The sequence below is a fragment of the Citrobacter sp. TBCS-14 genome (genome assembly GCF_005280805.1).
Classification (GTDB): Bacteria; Pseudomonadota; Gammaproteobacteria; order Enterobacterales; family Enterobacteriaceae; genus Citrobacter; species Citrobacter gillenii.
In genome coordinates, this window is sequence record NZ_SZWM01000440.1 from 1 (window position 1) to 425 (window position 425).

Annotated in this window: 1 protein-coding gene; it reads right to left on the reverse strand. The window is 58.6% G+C overall.

All coding sequences use genetic code 11. The features are described from left to right. On the reverse strand, window positions 1–425 hold a 425-nt coding region (gene bioH, locus FDX22_RS15965), incomplete at both ends, for a pimeloyl-ACP methyl ester esterase BioH (protein WP_146717445.1).

Consider the following 425-nt stretch of genomic DNA (forward strand, 5'->3'; position numbering starts at 1 on the left):
TAATGCCAACACCGTTTTCTTCAGCGCTCGCGCATCCTGACGCGCGGTTTCCGTGCCCATCGTTTGCAATGCCAGAAAACGCTCCACTGTACGCTGGAAATCTTCGCTCAGCTGCTGCTGGAAGCCTGCCAGCACCTCTGGCTTAATACCCGGCCACTCATCCCGCGCGCTAAAGCAAGGGGAAGACGCGACGGTCACCAGCGCCTGAACACGCTCAGGATGCGTCAAGGCTACCTGACTCGCGACCAGCCCGCCCAGACTCCAGCCGAGCCAAATGGCTTTCTCCGGTGCCTGTTTTAATACTCGCTCAGCCATCTCTTCCAGCGACATCGCGCCGAAACCCTGGCTGCGGCCAAATCCCGGTAAGTCGACAAGATGCAGCGTGAAATGCGAGCTCAGTTCCTCGCTTATGCAATGCCACACCT